Below are 23,379 nucleotides of genomic sequence, written 5' to 3' on the forward strand. Positions count from 1 at the left end.
TATATATTACGAATTCGCTATTAAAGTTTTTTTGATAAGTGATTTAATAATTTTTTAAGAATAAGTAAGAGGTCATTAGTGAGTGCAATAATTTTAGGTTCTGGGCCCCAAGCTCTTTATGTTCTTCGGTTATTAGCAAGGCAAGGTGAAAAAGTATTGTTGGTTTCTTTAGATGAGAAAATTGCATTTCATTCGAAGTATGGTGAAAAGCTATGTGTTAAAGACCCTCAAGAATTTATAAAAAAACTAAAATTGCTGAATCGTGATTTCAATGAAATGCACATCTGTGGCGGTAAAGAGTTGCAGGCTATTGTTGACTATGGAAAAGAATTAAGTTCACTGTATGACATATATCCTAAACCGTTCGAGCTAATAGAACTCTTTGCCCATAAAGATTCAACTTACAATTTTTTTAAAGAAATAGGCATTAAATATCCAAGAAGCTACGAACCGACTACCTTATATGAAAATGGTGAATTACCAAATCCAATTTTGGTTAAATGGAATCAGGACGTATTACATAGTACTAGTGATGCTAACTTTAAAACAAAAGTTTTTAATTGCTTTAGTGATTTTCAGCACTTTTATACAAGTGTGAGCAAAAACACACTCCAATATCTAATTTTTCAAGATTATATAAGTGGAGCAGAGGATTCTAACATATCGCTACAACTTTCAATTTCAAGTGAGCATGTAGCATACCTTTTGACTAGAAAGTGCCGAATATCTAAAAACGGTTTTGGTTCTTATGTAGAAGAATTTGAAGCTCCCACTGCTTTTATGGATTCTATATACAGACCGATAGTTGAACTCTTAAAAAGTTCTAATTATGTCGGTTTAATCGAAGTAGAGTTTAAAGAATGCGATCAAACAGGAACATATTTTTTAATTGAAGCAAACTCAAGGCCATGCGGCTTAATGAGTGCGATAGGTAGCAAATATACTACCCCTTCTAAGTTGCTCTATGGAAAGGCGGAAGAGGGAGAGCGTTTAAACACAACCATAAAATGGTCATCGTTTTTGAGAGATATTCAATCTTGTATGATCTTATTTACCAAAACTAAATCATTTAAAAAGTACTTTAAAGATAACTTATCAATTTTTAGATCAAATAGTACTGATATATTCGATTTAAAAGATTTAAAACCATTTTTTATGCAGGTAAAAAAATGATTATTAAGATTTTAAAACGATGTAAGACTGACGGCTTCTACAATGTTTTTATAATGTTCTTGAAAAAAGTTACAGGTTTTTTTTATAGAAAAACAAGTACATTAGGTTTTGAATTAAACATCTCAGAACTTGAACTTGAAAAACTGAAAACAGTGGATTTAAAAGATATAGATAAACCAATAGGGATTTTGCACTTATCAAAAGCGGATGTTGCAAATAGCCTTGAAGGTGGTGGTGAATGCTTCGTTGCAAAGGTAAATGATGAAGTGGCAGGTTTCACTTTTTTATCCTTTGGTCAAAAGGAAATCGCTGGATTCGGAGAGGTTTTACTTAGTGCTAATAACTCTGCATGGATTGGCCCTGTTTTTGTTGATAAAAAGCACAGAGGTAAAGGTATAAATAAAGCAATGATATTTTTTGCAATTGAGAAATGTAAAGCAAAGGGAGTATCTAAAATTGTAACTTCTATAAATGCTCAAAATCTATCATCAATAGCCTCTTTCACTAAAACTGGGTTTAAACAGGTATCAGAAGTTAAAACTTTAATGATACTTGGCAAAAGGTATGAGCTTTCAAGGGAAACTAATGACTAATATTATAACAATTGACTATGAGTTATTTGGAAGTGGTAAGGGGTGTGTTTTTAAACATTTAATCGACCCTACTTATAAAATGTTGAAAGCGTTTGATAAACTTGGCACCAAGGCTACTTTTTTTATTGAAATACTAGAAGTTGAAAAGCTGATAGGCTTAAAAGAGTTATATCCAGAAGAGAGTAATGAATATCTGGGGGCAGTTGCAATAGAAAATCAAGTTGCTGAGCTAATAAAGCAAGGCCATGATATTCAGCTTCACTTACATCCGCAATGGTACAATGCCGAGTATGTTAACGGGCAGTGGAAATTAAACCATCAATGGTGGAGCTTTTCTGATCTTCCCGAGCGTTCAACTAAGGGGTCACCCGGGAAATATGAACTTCTAGCTTTAGGTAAAGAAATGCTTGAAAAGCGTGTTAGAGACGTAGACCCAAATTATAATTGTACTACTTTTCGTGCGGGCGGTTATAACGTAGGTAATTCATATGAAAGTGTCAATGCACTGTTAGATAATAATATTTACTGCGACTCTTCAGTTTGCCCTGGTTTTTTTCTAACAGCCTCTCTAATTATGATTTTACAATGGCGCCTAGTAACCTTCCTTATTGGCATTGTGATGACTCAATAATTGTACCAAGTGATAAAAAATCCGTTAGAAGATTGCTTGAGCTACCATTATTGACAATCAGTGTTAATAAACTACAACGATTTAGCTTGGCTAGAGTATTTTCTACCATTAAAAATCGCCAATATAAAAACGTACCATATTCTCATAATAGAGAAGATAAAAGCGCTCAAAATATTGAAATGCTTAAAAATAGTAATTTTGATATGTGTTTATCTAGTTCTATGGAAATTACTCGTTTTAAAGTTGCAATTAAACAAAGACGTATACAAGACCCTAACTACCCGCTAGTGCTAATTGCACACCCTAAGGATTTGAGCTTATTTAGCCCATTTTCAAAAGTACTTTCGCAATTCAATAGTTTTATGACGCTCAAAGAATACACTGAAAAAATGGACTTAGTGGAATGTTAAACAGCAAAATATATAAACTAGCACCAATATTTATCCAAAACAGTATTTTAACAATACGTGGATTTATTCGAGTTAAACTAAAAAGAAATAATTTTTCAGAAGAGACTCTTCGTAATATTCATAGAAATGAGCGTTCGGCGGATAATCTACAATCTTATTCCGACGCAATGCTCGAATCGTGTATTGATAATGCTCTAAAGAATGTTGATTTTTATAAGGAACAAGCATTAACAGATAAATCTATTAATGGCTTTCCTGTTATAGATAAGAGCGTGGTTCGCAATAATCCTAGCGCTTTTATTTCAGATGTTAAGCCTAAAGTAGTGATCAGTGGTGCAACAAGCGGTACAACAGGGAGCCCTCTTAATATTTATCAAGACCTCATTGCAGTGAATAGAGAGCAGGCTTTTTTTGATAGACAGCGAGAGTGGGCTGGCTATAAAAAGGGTGATAAAAGAGCATGGATTCGTGGGGATATGGTTGTGCCCTTTGCTCAAAAACAATCTCCATTTTGGCGTTATTCATATTTTGAAGATATGATTTTGTTATCTTCTTTTCATATTACTGCTATTACAATACCTGATTATATTAAAGCTATGGTCGATTTTGGTGTAGAAGTTATACAGGCATACCCATCTTCGATCGTTGCATTAGCAAGGTACTTAGAGTCTATTGATAGTTACTACCCTAGTAAAATAAAATCAATCCTCACATCTTCTGAGTCTTTATCTGAAGAAGATCGTCACTTAATTGAGACTCGGTTTAACTGTAAAGTATTTGACTGGTATGGTTTATTTGAGCGAGTAGCTGCGATAGGCCAGTGTGAACATGGAAGATACCACCTCCTAACCGATTATTCCCATGTAGAATTAATGCCCGTTGATGCGACAGGGCGACATGAAATTATTGGCACTAATTTTAATAATCATTATTTTCCTTTGATAAGATATAAAACAGGTGACTACGTTTATTTATCTAGTGAGGAGTCATGCCCTTGTGGCAGAGTTTTCCCTATTATAGAAAAAATTGAAGGTAGAGTTGGCGACTATTTAGTCGCAGAAGATAATCAGAAAATTCACATATTAAACCATATCCCAAAAGGGGTTGAAGGGTTAATTGCTTGCCAGTTTTATCAACAAAAAAAGGAGCTGTTCATATCTTTGTTATGGTAGATACAGCTGTTTTTAACGAAAATGAGCGCAACATTCTAGTTGAAAATACTAAAGAGCGTTTAGGTCAGAGCATAGCTGTAACCGTTGAAGTTGTGGACAGCATTCAACGGACTAAAAATGGTAAAATGCGACAAGCGATTTGTAAAATTAAGGATTAAAATGAAGAAAAGAATTAATTTAATGGTTGGGCCAAAACGTGAAGGACAAGGAGGAATCTCAACCGTTATTAACAGTTATTTTGAAATGGGGTTTGTTGACGAAAATAATATTAAGTTAGTTTCTGTGAACAAATCTGGCGTTAGTCATTTTTTGATGAAATTGTTCTTCTTATTATCAATTTTTAAAATTATTTTTTTACTTTTGCTTTATAAAATTGAAGTTGCTCATGTTCATATGGCATCAAGAGGAAGTTATAGTCGTAAGTCATTAATAGTAAGAATACTAAAGTTTTTTAATGTGAAAGTAATACTTCATTTGCATGGTGCTGAGTTTAGGGATTTTTATTCTAATGAATGTTCAGATGACAAACAGCAGCATATTAGAAATACGTTCATGATGGTAGATAAAGTGCTTGTCTTATCTACGCAATGGTTAGACTGGGCGGCGGATACCTTCCCAACAACTGAACATTTTCAAGTTTTGTACAACTCTGTCATTCCTATTGCAAATAATGGTAGTGATTCTCAAATAGGAAAAGTCGTTTTCCTTGGTCGTATTGGTGAGAGAAAAGGAGCAGGGGATTTAATTAGAGCTTTCCAAAAGGTTAAAGCCAAATGTCCAAATGCTAAATTAGAGTTAGCTGGTGATGGTGATATCGAAAAATTCACGGCGTTAGCTTCTGAACTTGATATTTCAGACTCGGTTATGTTCTTAGGGTGGATCAGTGGAGATAAAAAATTATCTGTTTTACGATCTGCTGATATATATTGTTTGCCTAGCTATAACGAAGGTTTCCCTATGGGGGTTATTGAGGCTATGTCTGCAAATATTTGCGTCGTTTCGACTTATGCTGGAGGTATCCCTGATGCAATTGAATCTGATAAAGATGGTTTATTAGTGAATGCAGGTGATGCTGAAGCCCTAGCACAAGCATTAATTAAAGTAATAAAGGATAGAGAGTTAAATGCTCAATTAGCTAAGTCTGGAAAGATAAAGTTTGAAAACAATTTTTCCCAACAAGCAATTCTTCCTCAGCTACAGTCTATATACGACAGCTTAACTAGAAAAGCAGAGGCTGCTTGATTATGACTGACAGCTTTTATTGCGCAAATACAATACTCAAACAAGCACAAAAATATGAATACGCTGGTCAGGATCCATTTGATGGGCTCAATAGTAAACTATTTGAATTAATTCCTCGATTTAAACAAGGCATTGTAGGGCTTGCTTGGATTCAGCTGCATAAACGTTTAGCTATTAACTTGCGACCATTATGTGCTGTGCCCAAAAAGCGTAACCCAAAGGGTATTGGTTTATTTATTTTAGGTTTATTGGAAGACTATAAAGCAACTAATGAGCAAACTTATTTAGATGAAGCGATAAAGCTAGCTGATTGGTTATTGACCCAGCAAAGTGATAAATCTATTTGGCAGTATAGCTGTTGGGGTTACCACTTTGACTGGAATGCTCGTGCTTTTTTTGTACCTAAAGGTAAGCCAAATGTAATTACTACTATTTATGTTGCTCAGGCTTTATATGCATTAAGTGAAATCACCAAAGACAAAAAATACTCAGATCCTGCAATTGATAGTGCACATTTTATTGTAAAAACATTATATAAAAAATGTGATGGTAGGCAGTTTTTTGGTTACATACCGGGTGAAACTGCATTTGTACATAATGCCAGCCTTTGGGGCGCTGCATGGGTTGCAAAAGTTGCTGTACTAACTAATAACCAACATTACAAACAGCTTGCTTTAAATGCTGCAAGGCAGTCGGTAAGCGAACAGGGAGTCGATGGCTCATGGGTATATGGTGCTCGCCATCATCATCAGTTTATTGATGGCTTTCATACCGGTTATAATCTAGAGGCACTTCGCTTACTGAGTGATGAATTACAAACTGATGAGTTTGAATCGGCAATTGCAAAAGGTCTTACTTATTATAAAACACATTTGTTTGAGCAAGATGGCACTGCAAAATATTACAATAATAATCGCTACCCACTCGATATGCACAGTGTTTCGCAAGCTGTTTTTACTTTATTAAAAGTAGGTAAAACGCCAGATGACTTTATACTGGCTGAAAAAGTAATTAACCGTGCTATTAAAACCTTATATATGCCTAAAAATCAGCGTTTTATTTATCAAAAAAATAAGTATTTTACCAATAAGGTTGACTATGTGCGTTGGACACAAGCATGGGTATATTATTCGTTTGCTTATTTTAATAGACAAAAATTGAACAGCGCTAAAAATGCAGTTATTGAACAACTTTAAAAAACGGACTCAACAATGAAACGTATTGAATTTTTAAAAGCACCCATGGATATTGCCACTATGCAAGAGACGGTGTCTTTTATTGAAAGCAGAATTGAGCAAAAGCAATTTTTACAGCATGTTGTGGTAAATGTAGCCAAAATAGTTAATATGCAAAAAGATCCTGTTTTAGCTGAGTCGGTTAAAGCGTGTGAGGTAATTAATATTGATGGTATGGGTGTAGTGTTCGGTGCGCGTTTTTTAGGGCACGATGTGCCAGAGCGTGTAGCGGGAGTTGACTTATTTCATGAATTATTAGCTATGAGTGCCAAGCGAGACTTTCCTGTGTTTTTATTGGGTGCCACCGAAGAAGTAGTGAGCAAAACAGCCGAAGTCGTTAAAGCACAAAACCCAAATTTAAACATAGCAGGTTATAACGATGGCTACTTTTGGGATGATGAAGAAGCCGTGGTCACTAAAATACGCGAATCGGGCGCTAAGTTATTATTTGTTGCTATTACCTCGCCTAAAAAAGAAAACTTCATTAATAAATGGCAAGACAAGCTTGGTGTTGACTTTGTAATGGGGGTTGGCGGTACGTTCGATGTTGTAGCAGGTAAAGTAAAGCGAGCACCACAGTGGATGCAAAAAGCTGGTTTAGAGTGGCTATACAGGGTAATTCAAGAGCCAGGTCGAATGTGGAAACGCTACTTAGTTACAAATTCAAAGTTTGCGTATCTTTTGATAAAAGACAAGTTTTTTTAATCATGACGCGTATAAATTATATTGATAACATGAAGGCAATAGGAATTATACTAGTTGTACTTGGTCATGCAGCTTGGTTGAATGAAGATGTATATACTTTAATATATTCATTTCATATGCCATTGTTCTTTTTTTATCTGGTTATTTAGTATCATCCAAGCGAGAAGTAAAACAATCATTAATTAAACTATTCCAGCGTTTAATATTGCCATTTACTTTCTTTTTTCTTATTTCCTATTTATTTTGGTTACCATTGAACATTCTTGGTGATGGCCAAGCCAGTAAAATGCAATGGTTTGATCCTTTAAGTCGTTTAGTGACATCTAAGGCTGATAGTTTTCACATTAATGGGGTTCTTTGGTTTTTCCCTTGTTTAATCGTTATTTCATTAGCTCAGATTGTATTTTTTTCTGCATTGAAGCCAATATATAGTTTCGTGATCACTTCTGGGGTGCTTGTATTAATGCTGTTAAGCAATGAGCTAATTTCGGAAAGGTGGTTTTGGTCTATAGATTCTGCTGTTATTGGTATGTTTTTTTATCAATTAGGTGTCCTAGTTAAAAGGGTTAACTTTATAAGCTATGCAATGTTTAACAATGAATTTAAAATTTACTTGATTTTGTTATTTACCATTCCAATTTTTTATTATTTAGCGCTATTAAATGGCCGTGTAGATATAAGAGAGTTAAAGTTTGGTGTTTTCCCTCTTTTGTTCCCTCTAATTGCTTGTTTAGGAATATTTATATTATTTTTGATTAGTAAAAAACTCAAACCTAGACCAATCTTCCAATGGCTGGCAATTTCTTCAATAGTGATATTTCCGCTTCATTTAATTGTTTTTAGGTTTTTACATAAAATCGAAGTTAAGATTATTCCTAATATTTGGTATTTGTTTGATTTTCTTCCTTATCTAAATACTTGTATAGCTATTTGTTGCTTGGTTTTTGTTTTTAGGTTCTTAAAATCTAAGACACCGAGACTTATTGGTTTATCAAATTAATTTAGTGGGGAGTTTAACAGCAGTAGTTTTATTCCCACCTCTATCCTTTAAAAAGAGTGAAGTATTTTCTCTTGGCGCATTCATCCTACACGCAAACCTGTTAACCTTGCATTTACATTTATTAGTTATTAAATACCAATATTTTCTTTTTTTAAAATTTAATTTTTGTAAGTTATTGATTTTAACTTTTGTTCTTTCTTTGGAATTACATAATTGGTACTTTTGTAGTGTTTTTTATTCCTTTTGATTTTGTTTGTGTATATAATGCTCACCAAGAGCTTGATGAATTAACTTTCGTTAAACAAATGACTTAAATTTGGTGCCTTTAATGCACTTTTTCATTTTGAGGGAAAAAATGACTAACTCACTACTAAAAACTAAAAAATTAAGTGCAGTGATCGCACTTGCTTTAGCCAGCTCGGCAACACAAGCTGCAGATTTAGGCGTAGCCAATAACTTTTCAGCATTTGTTTTTGACGATTTTAAATCAAATATTGGCCGTGCTGACGGCGCTATAGCGGCTGGCAAAATCGACATAAAAGGTTATAGCGTGGGCTTTTTACGCCCGTCTAACCCAAATGAGTACTACTTAATCAGTGAATCAAGTATCGATTATAAAATAGGGCGCCAGTTTGTTGGTAGTATGATTGCAGGTGGAGGTACTGATGTTAGCTGGAGTGTTCAATGGGGCATGGAACGGAACTCTAAAATAACGTCTAATCAAAACGAATCGGCCATGCCATTTGATTTTGATGAACAAGAGCAATACTACAAAGATTTAAGCGCTGAGTTAGGTAAGCTTGATACTACTGGAACAGTACAAAGCAAATGGGGTGGCCTTTACTTAGAAGGTGATGGTCGTTCAGACACGCAAGTATTTAATTTGGATGCGCGCCAATTTGCTAAAGCCCATACTTTTAAAGTGTGGGGCATACCAGCTGATGCAACAGTTATTTTTAATATTACTGGCGACGACAATGTTAATGTTAAAGGTAAAAGCTTTTGGCGTTTACGCAATCATGCAACCAAAACAGTATTCAACTTTACTAATGCAGAAAAACTAAATATTAAAGGTAACCGTTGGCAGGGGGTTGTATTAGCACCTTACGCTGACATTAGAGGTGTTTATGGTACAGCCAAAATGCCTGTTATTGGCCAAAGTTTTTATGGCTCAATGGCGCTATTAGGTGGTGAGTTTAACGGTAATTTACCGACCGTTGCAGAGCCTGTAGCCCCATTTTCAATGCAACAAAAGTGGAGCTGGAATTCAAGTGACTTTATGCCTGAGTATGTTCAAGTTGTTACTACTCCCGTTACTGCTCAACTTAACGATGATAATGGCGACGGAAATATCGACAACAACGATATTGCTGATGTAATAGTTGTGACCTATGAAGGTAAAGCATCTAGCCGACCTGGTTTGGTTCGGGCATTGAGTGGTATTGATGGAACTGAGCTATGGAATTATGAAAATGGTGGTGTTTTTAGTGACCCACGTAACTCTATTGCCACAGCTGATTTAGATGGTGATGGCATTGTTGAAATTGTTTTAAATGATTATTCATCACCAGTAGTTCAAATTGTTAACAACTTAGGACAAGTCAAGAAAGAGCTCGAGAAATCGGGCAAACCTTTAGGCGCTGTTACTTTAAGTGATATTAATAATGATGGAGTAGTTGAAATTGTAACAGGTAATAATGTACTAAGTTACGAAACCGGTTTGCTCTACACAACTAATTGGTCGGCTGCTTCAACAACTTTTGATACTGATAACAACGATACTCAAGAAGTACTAGCTGGTGGAGGCTTATACGATGTTAATGGTGCACAATTATGGCAATATGGTGAGCCAGGAGCTACGTGGTTTAGCTCAGTTGCTAATTTAGATAACGATCTTAACCCTGAAGTTGTAATTAGTAATCCAAGTAACAAGCTCGAAGATAGTGTATTTGCTGTACTTGAGCATAATGGTAATGTTAAGTGGCAAATAACTAACCCTAATAACTTAGGCGGAGGTGTGCAAGCGATATCTACATTCTTAGGAACAAAAGATTTAGGTATTGTTTACGCAGGTTACACAGCGGTTGATATGTATAACACAAACGGTGATTTAGTATGGACTGTTGCCAATGATGATGAATGGAGCGGTAAAATTGGCGTGAGTGCTTATGACTTTAATGGTGATGGTATTGATGAAGTAATTGTTCAAGATCACTACAAAGTAAGAGTGTTAAATGGTGTTAATGGTGAAGTATTATCGACAGTAGCTAACTCATCAGGAACGCTTTGGGAATACCCAATTGTGGTTGACCTAGAGGGTGATGATAATGCAGAGCTTGTTGTTGTATCAAATAATACTGATTCTAGATATAGCATTAATAATGGTGTGACTGTGTATGGTGCTGCTGATAGTAGCAAGCCTTGGAAAAATGCAACACGTATTTGGAACCAACACTCTTATCACCAAACCAATATTAACCAAAATGGTACAGTGCCAACTGTAGAGTTACCAAGTTGGTTAAATAACAATAGCTATCGCTCTAGTACACTTAAATAAAAAGTACTTTTAGCAAATAAAAAGCCAATTATTTATAATTGGCTTTTTATTATTGGGTAGTTGTTTAAAATAACTGAAATGTATTATTCACACTTTAATTGAGGTTTTTTTGTCAAACCTACAGAATGATCCCGCTATTAGAAGCTTATTAGAGCGAATGCCTAAAAACATCCAAACGACCTTTACCGAAGAACAATTAGCCCATTTAAAAGTAGCAATTGGTGCTAGGCAGTGGGGTAACCACGCTGTTGACTGCAGAGGTGTAGTTAAACTTTTTAAATACCGATATTACTATGTTTTTTTGGCGGGTCGAAACAGGCGAGAACTAAGTGTAAAAGAGCAAAAAATAGCGAGGTTTACTCAAGCTATTATCTTAAGTTTGGCAGCTACGTTTACTATTTTACTTACATTGCTGGTTTTATATTTGATTAAATCCGCATTGGGCATTGATATTTTTGAAGGGTATTCGTTTGGAGTTTGGGGATGGTTTAAGGGGTTATTTAATTAAGATTAAGTAAACTGCGAGTATTCTCTTTTAATACTTAACAAGCAAAGCAAGAGTTAGCTAAAAGACAAAAACATGAATTTTAGTACTTTTGTCGGAATCAGCAATTGAACAAAATTAGCTAATACTATATCATCCCCGTGGATTTTGTGAGGTGCCACTCACACTGAATTAGCTATAAGGAATTAAGCGAAATGACATCTCCAAGGACTTTTAAACCTTCAGGTTCCTCTGATGCCAATTTTTACCGATTATTTGATATATTTGCATTGTTTTTAGCGTTTCAGTGCGCAGCCCTACTTTACAATTTTAAACTCACTCCTATTTATGCCGCTTCTGCGCTTACAGTTGCGCTCAGCTATTTATACAGTGCTGAGCTCTTTTCTACCTATCGCTCTTGGCGCGCTGGCAAGTTTAGAACAATGGTAATGTGTGCATGGGGCAGCGTTCTAATTGCCTTTGCGTTTTTACTGATTATTTCTTTTTTATTTAAGTTTACCGAGTCGCTCTCTCGAGTGGGAATAGCTATTTGGTTTACGCTAAGTGTTACGTTTTTATATATGTGGCGCTTGGGTGTTTATTTGTATAAGCGTAGTCGCCGTAAATTAGGCTTATCTCAACGTAATGTTGCCATTATTGGCGCAACAGAATCTGCTGCATACTTACATACTGAAATTGTTAAACACGATGAGTTAGGTTTTAACTTTAAAGGTTTTTATGACGATAGAAACCCTGAACGCTTGTTTGAACAACTGGAACACCAAGGTGTTGAAGGAACAATACAAAGCGCTGTAGATGCAGCTCGACAGGGTGAAATAGACATTCTTTATATTGCACTGCCTATGAAAGCGCAAAAACGCATTGCTGATATTTTATTGCAGCTAGGTAATACCACGGTAGATGTGCACGTAGTGCCCGACTTTTTACTCTCAAACTTAATACATGCTCGTATTGAACACGTGGGTGATGTAGACACACTAAGTGTATTTGAAGCACCATGCATTGGCGCCCATGAATTTATTAAACGCACAGAAGATATAGTAGTTTCAGCCATTATTGTTACCTTAATAACCCCGGTTTTATTAGCGATTGCAGCTGCAATAAAGCTGACATCTAAAGGGCCCATAATTTTTAAGCAAGACCGCTACGGTTTAGATGGGCAAAAAATAAAAGTGTGGAAGTTTCGCTCTATGACAGTGACCGAAAACAGCGATGTGGTGACTCAGGCAACTAAAAACGATGCTCGCATAACACCGTTAGGTGGCTTTTTGCGCCGCACTAGCCTTGATGAGCTACCACAGTTTATAAATGTTTTAAAAGGCGATATGTCTATTGTTGGCCCTCGCCCCCATGCGGTTGCGCATAATGAAGAGTATCGCCAAAAAGTAGAATTTTATATGTTTAGGCATAAAACTAAACCGGGTATTACCGGTTGGGCACAAATTAATGGCTGGCGCGGCGAAACCGATACACTTGATAAAATGGCTAAGCGAGTTGAATACGACTTACATTACATTAAACATTGGTCTTTGTGGTTTGATGTGAAAATAATTTTTATGACAATTTTTAAGGGATTTAAAAGTGAAAATGCGTACTAATACAATTACCGCTTTACTCATTGCGTTAGGGGTTTCTGCACCTGTATCGGCAGTAGAACTACAGCCTGGCAGTGTAATGACTAAAGATGGCGCTGAAGTTACGCCAATGCTGCAGCTTGGTGTAAGTAGTAACGATAACTTCTTCAGCACTCCAGAAAACACCGAGTCGCGTTTAATATGGAACATAGCGCCAAGTTTAAATGCCTTAATTGAAGATGGCCCCGACAGCTATAAACTTGATATAGCGTCAAGCACGTCGTTTCATAATAAAGACACTACTGATAATTTTACTCAAGTTAATGTTGGTGCGGGTGTACACAAAGAATTTACTAGCCAACACCGCTTAGATGTAACTGGTAATGCTGACTGGTTATACGAGCCACGCGGTGCGGGTTTAACTGAAGGTCAAGGTAATGTTGTTGATGAGCTCGTTCATTACCAGCAGCAAAACCTAACAGCTCGCTATGAATACGGTGCTGTTAGCTCTAAAGCAATGTTTGCTTTAACCGCAGGTTATTATAATAAAAATTACCAAAACTTTACGGCCATATCGCAATTTCGTGATTACGATAAGCCTATGCTAGGCATTACAGGTTATTATAATACTCAAGCAGGTACGCGTGCCTTTTTAGAGGTAAAGCAAGAAAACTATCAATACGATGTAATTGACTCAAACGGTATTTCCCGTGATTCAAATGACGTTAAAGTATTATTAGGTATGGAGTGGGAAGCAACAGCGGTTACTACTGGCTCGTTTAAAGTGGGTTACCAAAATAAAGATTTTGAGTCGAACCAGCGTGATAACTTTAGTGGCTTAAGTTGGGAAGCTGCTGCAGTTTGGAAGCCGTTGAGTTATTCAACCTTGCAACTAGTTACCAGCCGTGCAGCCAAAGACCCTTTAGTGCAAGGCGATTACATTCGTGAAAGTGTTTACGGTGCAACATGGCAGCATGATTGGAGCGAATATTTAAGCTCTGTAGTAAGCGCTAATTATGTTGACCAACAGTACTCAGGTAACTTTAACCGAAAAGATAAAGTTAAAAATGCCCGCCTAGGCTTAAATTATTTAGCTAATAACTTTGGCATGCTAACAGGTTATGTTGAATTTATTGATCGTAATTCAACTCAAGCTGATATTGAGTTTGATCGTGTTATTGTTGGTCTTAACTTTACATTTGCATTAAAGGGTAATGAATGAAGGTTAAAATTTTAGTTTGCCTAATATTATTATTCAGCTTTGGTAGTTTTGCGAGTGATTCGCAAAACTACATATTAGGCGCAGGTGACAAAATAGAAATTAAAGTGTTTGGTCAGCCAGACTTAAATGTAACCTCACTGCTTGGTAATAGCGGTGAGATTAACTACCCGTTTTTAGGTAAGGTTAAACTAGTTGGCTTAAGCGTTTCGCAAGTTGAACAAACAATAATTAGTGGTTTACAGCCTGATTATTTAGTTAACCCTAATGTGTACGCGCAAGTGGTAGAATACCGCCCTTTTTACATACATGGTGAAGTTAAAAAGCCAGGTGGTTACCCTTACCAACCTGCTATGACGGTAAACCAAGCGATAGCTCTTGCCGGTGGATTAACCGAGCGTGCCTCGGTTGATAAAATATTTATTTTTAAAGAGCAAACCAAACAGCAGCAACAAAAAGGTAGTTTAAATAGCCAAATTGCAGCGGGTGACACCATAAAAATAGAGCAACGCTTGTTTTAAGCGGTTTAAGGCAGTAATAACAAAATGAATACACACTCTGAAAAACCTAGCAACAACGAGGAAGTTATTGATTTAGGTGCTTATCTTAATGTAATTAAGCAAAGTAAATGGAAAATTTTAGGTTTTGCTATTGTAGTTACATTACTGACTATAATGGTTGCTTTAACTTTGGTGCCTAAGTATGTAGCCACAGCTACTTTATTAATTGAGTCGGAGCAAACTAAGGCTGTAAGCTTTGATGAAATATATGGCTTAGACTCTACAAAAAAAGAATATTACTTAACCCAGTTTGAAGTAATTAAGTCAAACAGCATTGCTCGTGAGGTAATTACTAAGCTTAATTTAAAACAGCATACTGACTTTATTGCTAAGCCTTCGCTTACAGGTGAGTTAAAAGGTATGGCTAAGCAGCTGTTACCTTTTTTGAATAAAAAAGAAGGCTCTGTTCTTAGCGAAGAAGAGCAAGCAGAGCGAGAAATGTTAGGTTTGCTTGCTGCATTCAAATCGCGTTTGAGTGTCTCTCCTATAATGAAAACGCAATTAGTGCGTGTAAGTTTTGAGTCGAGCGATCCTAAGTTAGCCGCTTTGGTGGCAAATACGGTCGGCGAAGTTTACATAGAAAGCCAAATGCGCGCTAAAATGGGTATAACCCAGCAAGCATCAAGCTGGTTAAACACGCGTTTATCTGAATTGCGTATACAACTAGATAGCTCTGAAGTGCGTTTACAAGCTTACCGAGAAGCGCAAAAGCTGGTTGATATAGAAGGTATTGCAGGGCTTGTTACTCAAGAGCTTGAGCAAACTTCAAAGCAGTTAGTTGATGCGCGTGCGGCTAAAAATAACCTTGAAAGTATTAACCGTGTTATTAACGAATATGGCAACGACAACATAGAACTACTTGGTAGCATGCCCGAAATTACCTCACACCGCGTTGTACAAGATGTTAAACGCGAAGTTGTATTGGTTGAGCGAAAAGTAAGTGAGCTTAGTGAAGTTTACGGCCCTAAACATCCAAAAATGATTTCAGCTAAATCTGAACTTGCTACAGTTAAAACTAACCTTAATAAGCAAATTAAAGGCTTAATTACCGGTATTGAAAAAGAGCTAAATAGAACAACGCGAACTGTAAATGCGCTTGAGCGCGATTTAGCTAAAATTCGTGCTGAATATCAAGATATTACTCGCAAAGAAACCCAATATAACCAACTTAAGCGAGAAGTTGAAACAAACCGTAATATTTTTAATACTTTTTTGTCACGCTCTAAAGAAACCGAAGTAACCAGTGACTTTAGCTCAGCAGCAGCTCGTTTTACAGACCGAGCTTACGCTCCACGAAACCCAAGTAAACCTAACAAAAAGCTGATTGTTATTTTAGCCTTTGTTGCTAGTTTTGGTTTTGCGGTAGTAATGACTTTTGTTTTTGATGCCTTAAACGACACAGTTAAGAATAAAAATGATGTAGAAAATAAACTCGCTCAACGTATGTTAGGGTTATTACCGCATGTTGTGGTTCCTAAAAAGAGCTATTTTCCGATCCATGCTTATTTAGAGGATACCTATCGTCGTTTTGCCGAATCGGTACGTACCTTCCGCACTAGTTTGTTGTTAACTCATCTTGACCGAGCGCATCAAGTTATTGCGGTTACCTCTACCTCACCAGGAGAGGGTAAAACGACCACCTCTGCCAATTTAGCGATGTCGTTGGCACAAATGGGTAAAGTATTATTAATTGATGCTGATTTACGTAAACCAACGTTAGCTAAACGATTTGATATACCGGTATTTCATCCTGGTTTAAGTAATTTAATGATAGGCACTGAGCAATTAGCGGAATGTATTCATGTTGATGCGCAATCGGGTGTTACAATTATGCCAAGCGGGCAAATACCGTCGAATCCACTTGAGCTGTTATCAAATCCACGATTTGCTGAGTTACTTAGCGATTTAAAAGTGCAGTACGACCATATTATTGTTGATACACCGCCTACACAAGCCGTAAGCGATGCATTGGTAATTGCGCAAAGTGTTGACTCGGTAGTTTATGTTGTTAAATCTGATATTACTCGTATTAAACCAATTACAGCGGGCCTTGAGCGTTTATTTGAAGTAAAAGCCCACGTTGCTGGTGTGGTACTTAATAAGGTTGATATGAGTAAATCTAAAGATGAGCATAGCCATGGCTACTATGATTATTACGATTACTCACAGCAACCTGAAAAGCCACAAGTGTAGCTAAGTTAGTTTATGATTGATATTCATACGCATATTTTGCCGAGTATTGATGATGGCGCTAAAGATTTAACAGAATCTTTAGCGCTTTTAAAATTGGCTGAAAACGATGGCATTACGCATATGGTAGCAACGCCGCATATACATGTAGGCCGCTTTAATAATTCGATGTCTGTTATTAATGATAATTTGGCAAACTTACAACAAAATGCAAAAAATGAAGGGATTAATGTAAAATTAGCTGCCGCTGCTGAAGTACGTTTAGACGTAGAACTTATGGCAATGGTGATGGCTAATAAACTACCTTTTATTGGTAAAATAGCAGGCAAAAACGTATTGTTATTGGAGCTACCGCATTCACACATGCCACAAGGTTACGATAAGTTTATTCAGTGGCTCGCCAAACAAAATATACGCGTCATTATTCCGCATCCTGAGCGTAACCGCGATATTCAGTCAAACCTTTATTACATTGAACACTTAAAGCAGTTAGGCTGTGATTTTCAGCTAACGGCATCGAGTATTGAAGGTGAGTGGGGCGAAAGCGCTCAAGCAATTTCTTTGCAAATGCTCAAAGATGGTTTAGTTAGCTATGTTGCCTCTGACGCTCATTCAGTCAAACGTCGACCGCCTATTTTAAGCCAAGCTAGAAAAACAGTAGCGCAATTATTAGGTGAAGAGCAGGCCACAGCGCTTTTTGTAACTAACCCGTTGCAACTAACCGAGTGTTTATTTAATGACTAAATTAAACATGTTCAAGGTAGTGCCTGCTGTTATTTTAGCCATGATGGTACTTGTTATTGCTTATACAAGTATGCAAAGTATGCGCGCAAATGCGTGGTACTTTAATGCGCTAAATATTGTGCAAGAGTCAGGTGGCGCTTTGTCTGGCTCATCGCTTCAGGCGGCAGAAAATGCGATTACCTTGGCTACTAATATGGATCCTGAGCATCCTCATTATTGGCACTTTTTAGCCCATATAAAAATGCTAGGTTTAGCCGGTACTGATACAACATCAATTGAGCAAACCGAACATACTCAGCAAACATATCAACACGCTGAGCAAGCGTTGTTAAAGTCGGTTGAGTTAAGACAAACTTGGGCACTAACCTGGATAAGTTTGGCGCAAGTTGTCAGCTATCAAGAGGGGCCAACAGAGCGAGTATATAATTATATTCAGCAAGCTAAAAAAGTTGGCCCATATAAGCTGGATGTTCATTTAGGTATTATTCAAATTGCGTTAATGCACTGGAATGAACTACCACCCACCTACAAAGCCCTTTATGTGAACGAGCTTAAATTAGCCTCTAAATATGGTTATAAATTTAATAAAATTTTTAGTATGGCTAAAGAAATGAACCGTTTGCCAATTGTGTGTTTATCGCTTCAATTTGGCACTCATTTTGAGGCGGTTAGAGGCAGTTGGATGTTTAATAAATACTGTGGTTAAAACGCGAGCTACGGGTTGCGAGCTTCGAGTAACAGGCATCGAGTAACGGGGGTCGGGTAACGGGCCTTGAACCTCGTTAATTCTAAACTTTAACCTTTTTTGAACCACAGAGAATACCGAGGCGCTTCGCACTACACGCAGAGAAAGCTTCGATTTTGGAAATCTAAGTACTAACAACAGTTCTTTAACCTTTGTCTTTAATTACTTTCTTTGTGTGCTCCTATCCTCTGTGGTAAATAAATCACTAAGCTCTTATTGTAATATAGGGTTGGGAGAGTGATTAAGCTCGTAACCCGATCCCCGACGCCCGTTAACTTTCACCTAGACAAAAAAAGACCCAGAGCTATAAGGAACTCTGGGTTATAGAGGGGCTCATATGTGAGCCCTGCGCTAACTAAAGACACTTTCAGATTCTTAGGGAGAAGAAGAAAGTTATTTAAGTATAGTCAAAAGCTTCAAAAATACACATTTTTGCTCATTTTTTATACTGCAATAATTACAGTGGGTTACAATTGTTATGCACACTTAAGTTAGAGTTTACTCCCAGTTTATTAACTGCGTGTTTTGCACCAAATCTCTAGGTAGTGAGTTTTTTACCTTATTTTTTTGCCACTTTCCTAAACCAATAGGGCAACCACATAAGGTCAGGATCACTTCGCCAGTTGCCTTAACAACCTCATCCAAACGAATGTCTTTGCCATTAAAGTAATCACTGGCCTGCTGATTGGTTAGTTCCAGTACATTGCTTTTACATTGCTTACCAAATACGGTGGCAAATTCATGGGCGAGGCGCACGCCGTTTTTATGAATAACACCTACCTGAATACCTAACCGCGCGTATTTAATTTTGTTTTGTATTGCTTCAAATTCATCTGGGAACAGCCAAAGCTCTTTGTCGCGTTGCATTAAAGTGCCTGGCAGGCTTGTTAAACCAAATTGCTTTTTGAGAGAGCTCATAAACGCACTTTGCTGTTTACTATCAAAATCAGTAAAGGGGAATGCGCCTTTTTTTACTTTTAGATTTTGGTTTTCGCAGCTGCTGTGCTTTTTAAATTTAGCAATAAAAAAGCCTTCGCTGTCGAAGGTTTGCGGCCAAACATGTAAGTAACCCTCGTCTGTAGTGGCTTTTTCGGCGCCAGGGAAAAGGTCATTTAAAGGCTCTGGCGCGATGTATTCGCCAAATTCTTCTAGCAATGCATCACACACTTGCTGGTTTTCGAGAGGGGTTAATGTACAGGTTGAATACACCAGCGTGCCGCCAGGTTTAAGTGCATAAAATGCACTTTTAATCAGATCTTTTTGTACTTGGGCAATGGTAATGTTTGATTCAATAGACCAATTTTTTAGTGCATCGCTGTCTTTACGAACTGTGCCTTCACCCGAGCAGGGCGCATCAAGCAAAATACTATCAAAGCATTCAAACATATAATTACCAAATACCACGCCATCAAAATGCGATAACGCACAATTACCAACACCCATGCGCTTTAGCGTGGCACTAAGTACTTTTAAGCGCGATGACGACAACTCATTTGCAACCAATACACCTTGATTGTTCATTAGTGCAGCCAGTTGTGAGGTTTTAGAACCCGGTGCCGAGGCCATATCGAGTACTGTGTTACTGGTTTTAATACTTTGCTTTAGTGCCATTGGCGGCAACATTGAGCTTGCTTCTTGTACGTACATTGCGCCGCTTAAATGTAAGTCGGTATTACCTAGCGCTAAATTTTGCTCTTCATCGTTTGGGCGCTCTAGCCAAAAACCTTCATCGCACCAGGGAATGGCAGTGAGTTGCCAATTTTTTTGAGCTGCATGGCGTTTAAATTCTTCAACACTCATTTTTAATGTATTAACGCGAACAGACTTACGTAAAGGCCGACGACAGGCATTTAAAAAATCATCTAATGTAAGGTGATCAGGCAGATAAGTTTTTACGTCATCAATAAATTGCTCTGGAATATAAGTGTTAGCGTCCACGATTTGGCTCATACAATAAAATTTAAAGCCGGATAATAGCATTTTTGACGATTTTTTTCAGTGATAAAAACGAAATAGCAGCGCTTTGAAAGTGTCGACATCTTATTGTGTAAAACGCATTCAATGCTAATTTTTATTATACTTTTAGCTAATGCTGTCGACAATTTGATGGTTTTTTACTCATTCTTAGTGCTTTTAGGGTTGACACTGTTAGCTAATAAGCACATAGTTAACCCATAAATTGTCGACAATATAAAAATACTTTATGACACAGCACTTTTTAAACGACACCGCAGTTACAACCGCTTCCGATAAAGTGTTTGTAGATATGCGCCGCGAAATTGTAGAAGGCAGCATTGCACAAGGCAGTAAAATATCAGAGCCAGAACTGGCAAAGCGTTATGGTGTAAGCCGTGCAACCCTCAGAGAGGCATTAAACCGTTTAGAAAGTTGTTACTTAGTTGAGCGCAAAGCCAATATAGGTTGTCGCGTTGTGGCATTAACCGCAGAGCGTTTAATTGAAGTGTATCAAGTACGCAGTGCCCTTGAAGGACTTGCTTGTAGGTTAGCTGCCGACAATATGGAACCTGATGAAGTTCAAGGGTTGAAACAATTACTGAATCAGCATTTGCACACTCAGCGTGTTAAAGAAGGTGAGTCGTACTATCAAGAAGCCGGCGACTTAGACTTTCATTATCGAATAATCAAAGGCAGTAAAAACGCTCACTTAATTCATTTGTTATGCCACGACCTATACCAGTTAATAAGAATGTACCGTGTTCAAATGGGCATGGTTGGGCCACGCGTATCGAAAGCGTTTGACGAACATTTAGCGATTATAAACGCCATAGAGAATCATGATGGGGAGCTGGCCGAAATGCTAATGAAGCGCCATATCAGTGCTTCCCAAGCAAATATACAAACAAAATTTGATGGATATCAATCAGTACAAGCCACTCAAAATGAAGTGGCTAACTAGATTCTGTTGACCTTTGCGGATTAAACCTTGAAAGGTCAATAGACCCTAGTACAGATGTAACATTATTAAAAATACTAAGCTGCCAAAGAGCAGCCCCGTTCAAAGTTAGGAGAAGGTAATGTCAGCAGGATTAAAATTTAAACAGGCAATTGCAAATAACCACCCGTTACAAGTTGTGGGTACTATTAACGCGTATACCGCAATGATGGCAGAAAAAATGGGCCATCAAGCTATTTACTTATCGGGTGCAGGTGTGGCTAATGCCTCATTTGGTATGCCAGATTTAGGCATGACCAGCCTTGATAACGTACTTGAAGATATTCGCCGTATTACCGGTGCTAGCGATTTACCTTTGTTAGTAGATGCCGATACAGGCTGGGGCGGAGCCTTTAATATTGCCCGTACCGTTAAAGAAATGACCAAAGCGGGTGCAGCAGGCTTTCATATTGAAGACCAAGTAGCGCAAAAGCGTTGTGGTCACCGTCCTAATAAAGAAATAGTTACCCAAGCTGAAATGGTTGACCGCATTAAAGCCGCAGTAGATGCAAAAACTGATAGCGATTTTTACATTATGGCGCGTACTGATGCATTTCAAAAAGAAGGCTTAAATGCAGCAATAGACCGTGCCGCTGCCTGTGTTGAAGCGGGTGCCGATGCCATTTTTGCAGAAGCCGTTCATGACCTTGCTGATTACCAAGCATTTAGCAAAGCGATTAATGTGCCGATTTTAGCCAACATTACCGAGTTTGGCCAAACCCCTATTTACACTAAAGAGCAGTTAAGCGATGTCGGTGTAGAAATGGTGCTTTACCCATTGAGTGCCTTTAGAGCAATGAACAAAGCGGCACTCAATGTTTACTCGGCTATTTTGAATGAAGGGTCGCAACAAAGCCAAATTGAAAACATGCAAACGCGTGCAGAGCTTTACGACTTTTTAGATTATCACTCGTACGAAAACACGCTCGATAACCTTTTTTCAGCAAAATCTGACAAATAATAAAAAATTCAACAGGAGACAAATCATGGTAGATAAAGCATTAGGTGGCGCAGGCTTACGTGGCCAAGTAGCAGGACAAACAGCATTATGTACAGTAGGACAAACAGGCTCAGGTTTAACTTACTGTGGTTACGACATTAGCGAACTGGCCGAAAAAGCGCAGTTTGAAGAAGTGTCGTTTTTACTTTCACGCGGCGAGCTACCAACCACAACAGAGCTGGCTGATTATAAAGCTAAACTTAAGAGCTTACGTGGTTTACCAGAGGCACTAAAAACAGTGCTTGAGAACATTCCTAAAGACGCACACCCAATGGATGTAATGCGTACTGGGTGTTCTATGCTAGGTAACCTTGAAATGGAAAACGACTTTAGCGAAGCAAATGATGCGATTGACCGCATGGTGGCAATTTTCCCAAGTATTATTTGTTACTGGTATCGTTTTACTCATGACGGTGTTCGTATTGAAACCCAAACGGATGATGACTCAGTTGGCGCACACTTTTTAACGCTATTACACGATAAAGCACCAAGTGAATTATTTGCACAAGTGATGAATGTATCACTAATTTTGTACGCAGAGCATGAGTTTAATGCCTCTACCTTTACCGGTCGCGTATGTGCATCAACGCTTTCAGATATCCATTCTTGTGTAACTGGTGCAATTGGTACCTTACGTGGTCCACTGCATGGTGGTGCTAATGAAGCGGCAATGGATATGATTGAAGGCTTTAGCAGTGCTGATCAAGCTGAAGACGCGCTTATGGGCATGCTTGAGCGTAAAGATAAAATTATGGGCTTTGGCCACGCTATTTACCGTGAGTCGGATCCGCGTAATGTAATTATTAAAAAATGGTCTGAAAAATTAGCCGCAGAAGTGGGTGACGATGTGCTTTACCCAGTATCAGTTCGCTGTGAAGAAGTAATGTGGCGTGAGAAGAAGTTATTCTGTAATGCCGATTTCTTCCATGCATCGGCGTACCACTTTATGGGTATTCCTACTAAGTTGTTCACGCCTATCTTTGTAATGAGCCGAGTAACCGGTTGGACAGCTCACGTAAAAGAACAGCGCGCAAATAACCGTATTATTCGCCCAAGTGCGGATTACACAGGGCCAGATGCGCGCAGCTACACGCCAATTGAATCAAGATAAATATATAGTCCATACAAAGGTGAGTTACCAACTCACCTTTTACGGCTTTAGCAAATTATG

The 23,379-nt window shown here is 37.7% G+C and carries 22 protein-coding genes; 21 read left to right on the forward strand and 1 reads right to left on the reverse strand.

Annotated elements, in window-relative coordinates:
- Nucleotides 1-78: 78 nt before the first annotated feature.
- From AC0L7Q_RS06020 to AC0L7Q_RS06105, 18 genes are all read left to right on the forward strand, one after another.
- Nucleotides 79-1,173, forward strand: a complete 1,095-nt coding sequence (locus AC0L7Q_RS06020) for a hypothetical protein (RefSeq protein WP_409425206.1) — start codon at nucleotides 79-81, stop codon at nucleotides 1,171-1,173.
- Nucleotides 1,170-1,766, forward strand: a complete 597-nt coding sequence (locus AC0L7Q_RS06025) for a GNAT family N-acetyltransferase (protein WP_409425207.1) — start codon at nucleotides 1,170-1,172, stop codon at nucleotides 1,764-1,766. Before AC0L7Q_RS06020 ends, AC0L7Q_RS06025 begins: the two co-directional genes overlap by 4 nt.
- Nucleotides 1,759-2,397 (forward strand): polysaccharide deacetylase family protein, encoded by a 639-nt coding sequence (locus AC0L7Q_RS06030; protein ID WP_409425208.1) that lies wholly within the window; start codon nucleotides 1,759-1,761, stop codon nucleotides 2,395-2,397. The genes AC0L7Q_RS06025 and AC0L7Q_RS06030 overlap by 8 nt, the downstream gene beginning before the upstream one ends.
- Before the next feature lie 86 nt (nucleotides 2,398-2,483).
- Complete coding sequence (locus AC0L7Q_RS06035) at nucleotides 2,484-2,807, forward strand: polysaccharide deacetylase family protein (protein ID WP_409425209.1); 324 nt, start codon at nucleotides 2,484-2,486, stop codon at nucleotides 2,805-2,807.
- Nucleotides 2,801-3,979 (forward strand): phenylacetate--CoA ligase family protein, encoded by a 1,179-nt coding sequence (locus AC0L7Q_RS06040; RefSeq protein WP_409425210.1) that lies wholly within the window; start codon nucleotides 2,801-2,803, stop codon nucleotides 3,977-3,979. The genes AC0L7Q_RS06035 and AC0L7Q_RS06040 overlap by 7 nt, the downstream gene beginning before the upstream one ends.
- On the forward strand, nucleotides 3,928-4,137 hold the full coding sequence (locus AC0L7Q_RS06045; RefSeq protein WP_418157342.1) for a hypothetical protein: 210 nt from the start codon (nucleotides 3,928-3,930) through the stop codon (nucleotides 4,135-4,137). Before AC0L7Q_RS06040 ends, AC0L7Q_RS06045 begins: the two co-directional genes overlap by 52 nt.
- A gap of 1 nt (nucleotide 4,138) precedes the next feature.
- A complete protein-coding gene (locus AC0L7Q_RS06050; RefSeq protein WP_409425211.1) occupies nucleotides 4,139-5,221 on the forward strand; it encodes a glycosyltransferase family 4 protein in 1,083 nt (360 codons plus the stop codon).
- 2 nt (nucleotides 5,222-5,223) lie between these two features.
- Nucleotides 5,224-6,417 carry an aspartate-semialdehyde dehydrogenase gene (locus AC0L7Q_RS06055; protein WP_409425212.1) on the forward strand — a complete coding sequence of 398 codons (1,194 nt, stop codon included), beginning with the start codon at nucleotides 5,224-5,226 and terminating at the stop codon, nucleotides 6,415-6,417.
- A 15-nt stretch (nucleotides 6,418-6,432) separates the two neighbouring features.
- Nucleotides 6,433-7,161, forward strand: a complete 729-nt coding sequence (locus AC0L7Q_RS06060; RefSeq protein WP_054200728.1) for a WecB/TagA/CpsF family glycosyltransferase — start codon at nucleotides 6,433-6,435, stop codon at nucleotides 7,159-7,161.
- A gap of 121 nt (nucleotides 7,162-7,282) precedes the next feature.
- A complete protein-coding gene (locus AC0L7Q_RS06065) occupies nucleotides 7,283-8,161 on the forward strand; it encodes an acyltransferase family protein (RefSeq protein WP_409425564.1) in 879 nt (292 codons plus the stop codon).
- A 355-nt stretch (nucleotides 8,162-8,516) separates the two neighbouring features.
- A complete protein-coding gene (locus AC0L7Q_RS06070; RefSeq protein ID WP_409425213.1) occupies nucleotides 8,517-10,718 on the forward strand; it encodes a choice-of-anchor A family protein in 2,202 nt (733 codons plus the stop codon).
- A 109-nt stretch (nucleotides 10,719-10,827) separates the two neighbouring features.
- Nucleotides 10,828-11,226 (forward strand): 3-phosphoshikimate 1-carboxyvinyltransferase, encoded by a 399-nt coding sequence (locus AC0L7Q_RS06075; protein ID WP_409425214.1) that lies wholly within the window; start codon nucleotides 10,828-10,830, stop codon nucleotides 11,224-11,226.
- 191 nt (nucleotides 11,227-11,417) lie between these two features.
- Nucleotides 11,418-12,821 (forward strand): undecaprenyl-phosphate glucose phosphotransferase, encoded by a 1,404-nt coding sequence (locus AC0L7Q_RS06080; protein WP_409425215.1) that lies wholly within the window; start codon nucleotides 11,418-11,420, stop codon nucleotides 12,819-12,821.
- Nucleotides 12,805-14,019: an outer membrane beta-barrel protein gene (locus AC0L7Q_RS06085; protein ID WP_413401759.1), complete on the forward strand. Its 1,215-nt coding sequence runs from the start codon at nucleotides 12,805-12,807 to the stop codon at nucleotides 14,017-14,019. The genes AC0L7Q_RS06080 and AC0L7Q_RS06085 overlap by 17 nt, the downstream gene beginning before the upstream one ends.
- Nucleotides 14,016-14,537, forward strand: a complete 522-nt coding sequence (locus tag AC0L7Q_RS06090) for a polysaccharide biosynthesis/export family protein (RefSeq protein WP_413401761.1) — start codon at nucleotides 14,016-14,018, stop codon at nucleotides 14,535-14,537. The genes AC0L7Q_RS06085 and AC0L7Q_RS06090 overlap by 4 nt, the downstream gene beginning before the upstream one ends.
- 24 nt (nucleotides 14,538-14,561) lie before the next feature.
- Nucleotides 14,562-16,769: a GumC family protein gene (locus AC0L7Q_RS06095; RefSeq protein WP_413401763.1), complete on the forward strand. Its 2,208-nt coding sequence runs from the start codon at nucleotides 14,562-14,564 to the stop codon at nucleotides 16,767-16,769.
- Nucleotides 16,770-16,781: 12 nt separating this feature from the next.
- The gene (locus tag AC0L7Q_RS06100) at nucleotides 16,782-17,510 is read left to right on the forward strand and encodes a tyrosine-protein phosphatase (RefSeq protein ID WP_409425219.1); all 729 of its coding nucleotides are present in this window, start codon (nucleotides 16,782-16,784) and stop codon (nucleotides 17,508-17,510) included.
- Nucleotides 17,503-18,216 (forward strand): VpsP family polysaccharide biosynthesis protein, encoded by a 714-nt coding sequence (locus AC0L7Q_RS06105; RefSeq protein ID WP_409425220.1) that lies wholly within the window; start codon nucleotides 17,503-17,505, stop codon nucleotides 18,214-18,216. Before AC0L7Q_RS06100 ends, AC0L7Q_RS06105 begins: the two co-directional genes overlap by 8 nt.
- 537 nt (nucleotides 18,217-18,753) lie before the next feature.
- Here the strand turns inward: AC0L7Q_RS06105 and rsmF are convergent.
- A complete protein-coding gene (gene rsmF, locus AC0L7Q_RS06110) occupies nucleotides 18,754-20,193 on the reverse strand; it encodes a 16S rRNA (cytosine(1407)-C(5))-methyltransferase RsmF (RefSeq protein WP_413402834.1) in 1,440 nt (479 codons plus the stop codon).
- A gap of 265 nt (nucleotides 20,194-20,458) precedes the next feature.
- Here rsmF and AC0L7Q_RS06115 point away from each other — a divergent pair, with 265 nt between their 5' ends.
- From AC0L7Q_RS06115 to prpC, 3 genes are all read left to right on the forward strand, one after another.
- Nucleotides 20,459-21,172, forward strand: coding sequence for a GntR family transcriptional regulator (locus AC0L7Q_RS06115; RefSeq protein ID WP_413401766.1), 714 nt, complete (start codon nucleotides 20,459-20,461; stop codon nucleotides 21,170-21,172).
- A 118-nt stretch (nucleotides 21,173-21,290) separates the two neighbouring features.
- Nucleotides 21,291-22,169: a methylisocitrate lyase gene (gene prpB, locus AC0L7Q_RS06120; protein WP_008109898.1), complete on the forward strand. Its 879-nt coding sequence runs from the start codon at nucleotides 21,291-21,293 to the stop codon at nucleotides 22,167-22,169.
- A gap of 25 nt (nucleotides 22,170-22,194) precedes the next feature.
- On the forward strand, nucleotides 22,195-23,319 hold the full coding sequence (gene prpC, locus AC0L7Q_RS06125; protein WP_413401768.1) for a bifunctional 2-methylcitrate synthase/citrate synthase: 1,125 nt from the start codon (nucleotides 22,195-22,197) through the stop codon (nucleotides 23,317-23,319).
- The last annotated feature ends 60 nt before the right edge of the window (nucleotides 23,320-23,379 follow it).

Source organism: Pseudoalteromonas sp. KJ63-1 (assembly GCF_055808145.1).